Consider the following 2,248-nt stretch of genomic DNA (forward strand, 5'->3'; position numbering starts at 1 on the left):
CACCGCGAGGTCTACCGCACTCAGCGCAAGCTCACCAGCTGCTTCGGCTACGACCCCATGGGTCGAAAGTCCTGGCAGTTCGCGTCCACATTACCGGCCGACAAACTCTCCGGCGTGCTGGGCAGCGAAAGCCCGCAACTGCTGGTGGAACACGCCTATAACCCGATCCACCGGCGCTACCAATACGATCCGGCCGGCGAACTGATCCGCACCCTCGACAAACTGCGTGGCGAGATTAAGTATGAATATGAAGCCAACGGCCAGTTGCACAGCCGCGACACCGGCAAGCTGGTCGACAGCGAGGAATTCCGCTACGACGCCGCGGCCAACCGGCTGAACTTCAACACCAGCCGCTTCGACCATGTGAAGGACAACCGCCTTAAACAGTGGCGTGATCAAGAGTACACCTATGATCCGTGGGGCAATCTGGTTGAAAAACGCAGCGGTCTGGCGAAATGGCAGACGTTTACCTACGATTGCGAAAACCGTCTCGTCAAAGCCGAAACGCTGGTGAACAGCCAGCTTCATAGCACCGGCACGTACCAGTACGACAGCCTGGGGAGACGGGTTGCCAAACAGTCCGAAGTAAACGGCCAGACCGAACACAAACGCTTCCTCTGGCAAGGCCTGCGGATGCTGCGTGAAGAGCAGCCGGGACAGAGCAGCCTGTACATCTACGAGCCCGGCAGCTATGCGCCGCTGGCCCGTGTCGATCAGCGTGAAGGTGAAGCCGAAAACACGCTTTACTACTTCCACACCGACCAGATCGGCACGCCACTGGAGATGACCGACACCGACGGCCAGATCGTCTGGCAGGCGACATACAAGGCATGGGGAAGCCTCGAAGCGCTGACCGTGAACGAGGTGGAGCAGAACCTGCGGTTTCAGGGGCAGTATTTTGATGAGGAGACGGGGCTTCACTACAACACGTTCCGGTATTACGATCCGGAGGTGGGGCGGTTTATTACGCAGGATCCGATTGGGTTGGCGGGTGGAAGTAATCTCTACTCTTACGCTGAAAGCCCCACAGGCTGGGTTGATCCACTTGGATGGATGCCTTGGGCATGGAATCCAGACGGCATGGGACATCACCTTATTCCTAGAGAAAAAGCCAATAGCATTGGTTTGCATGAGCTTGGTACTAAGTATAACACCCCTTCTTTTTATCCTGAGCCCTACGCCGCCGGTATGCACGAGGAACTTCATCGGGCAATTAGGCCAGATATTGGCAAGCTTCAAGGTCCGTGGACAAAATCCTCTGAGGAATTATTTGAGGCCACCGGAAAAGGTTTAGATAAAGTTTCTCACATAAAAGGTGATCTGAGGATTCGTGCAACCGGAGAGGTAATCGCGAAAAATGTTACTCCAAAACAAGCCCATGCGGCTTTAATTGACTGGTACAAGAAAGTAAGTGTCGGCGCTGGAGGCTGCTCATGAAGTCCGAATTTGAATTGAATGTAGATTTTAATGGCTTGGTAATATTTGATTATCCAGGTATCAAAGCTTTATTTGGTGGGGTTATTAATGATGGTGATAATATTCTCAATCTATTTACTACCACTAATAAAGGTGACGAGGTTCTCGATGATGGTCTTGCGCTACCGATAATGGGTATTGATGATGGGGGGTACAAAGTCAGATTTTTTGTGGATGAAGAGCCAGATGCTAATGAACGTGTGACAGTATTTTTAGATCAATTCTTTTATTTAAATGTTCAAAATACTCTATATGTTGCTGATATCTCCGTATTTTGGGATTGGGAAGACTACACTGGCTGGATTGATACTGGCGTGCCAAAAGGTCACTATAAAGTTAGTGTTGCTGGAGTAAAGATTGTTGATAGCTCCGGAAGTGTGGATTATGGGTATGATGTGGTGATGTGTTCTGTGGTGGATCGATTTTTACGAACTAGTGAGCCACGATCAGATTCAAATGTTATTCTATAGCTGCATTTATAGTTTTTACGAGCACTGCTACCCAGTTAGACCCTACGGCCAGCTAAATCAGCGATATACAATACGACTGCTTGCACCATCTAGCTGTTCGCTGGTTTCTTCGCTGATCACCTGCTTGCTGCAACCGAAGACACAGGTGAACGCTTTCAGGACTGTTCGGGCAAGAACACCTATTACCAGTACGACAACCGCCACCACCTGGTCGCCGTCACCGATGCCCTCAACCAGACCACCCGGCTGGAACGCAAACCCGACGGCGAAGTGCTGCGCATCAATCACCCGGACGGCACCGC

Annotated in this window: 2 protein-coding genes and 1 pseudogene; all 3 read left to right on the top strand. The window is 51.2% G+C overall.

All coding sequences use genetic code 11. The features are described from left to right. Nucleotides 1-1,437: RHS repeat domain-containing protein (locus BZK31_RS29925; RefSeq protein WP_244182750.1), on the top strand; the 1,437-nt coding region annotated here is incomplete at its 5' end. After that, the gene (locus BZK31_RS27485; RefSeq protein WP_083186346.1) at nucleotides 1,434-1,946 is read left to right on the top strand and encodes a hypothetical protein; all 513 of its coding nucleotides are present in this window, start codon (nucleotides 1,434-1,436) and stop codon (nucleotides 1,944-1,946) included. The genes BZK31_RS29925 and BZK31_RS27485, both read left to right, overlap by 4 nt. Before the next feature lie 147 nt (nucleotides 1,947-2,093). Further along, nucleotides 2,094-2,248, top strand: a pseudogene (locus BZK31_RS30730) (RHS repeat protein); the annotation flags it as partial.

It is taken from the genome of Pseudomonas floridensis (assembly GCF_002087235.1).
Classification (GTDB): Bacteria; Pseudomonadota; Gammaproteobacteria; order Pseudomonadales; family Pseudomonadaceae; genus Aquipseudomonas; species Aquipseudomonas floridensis.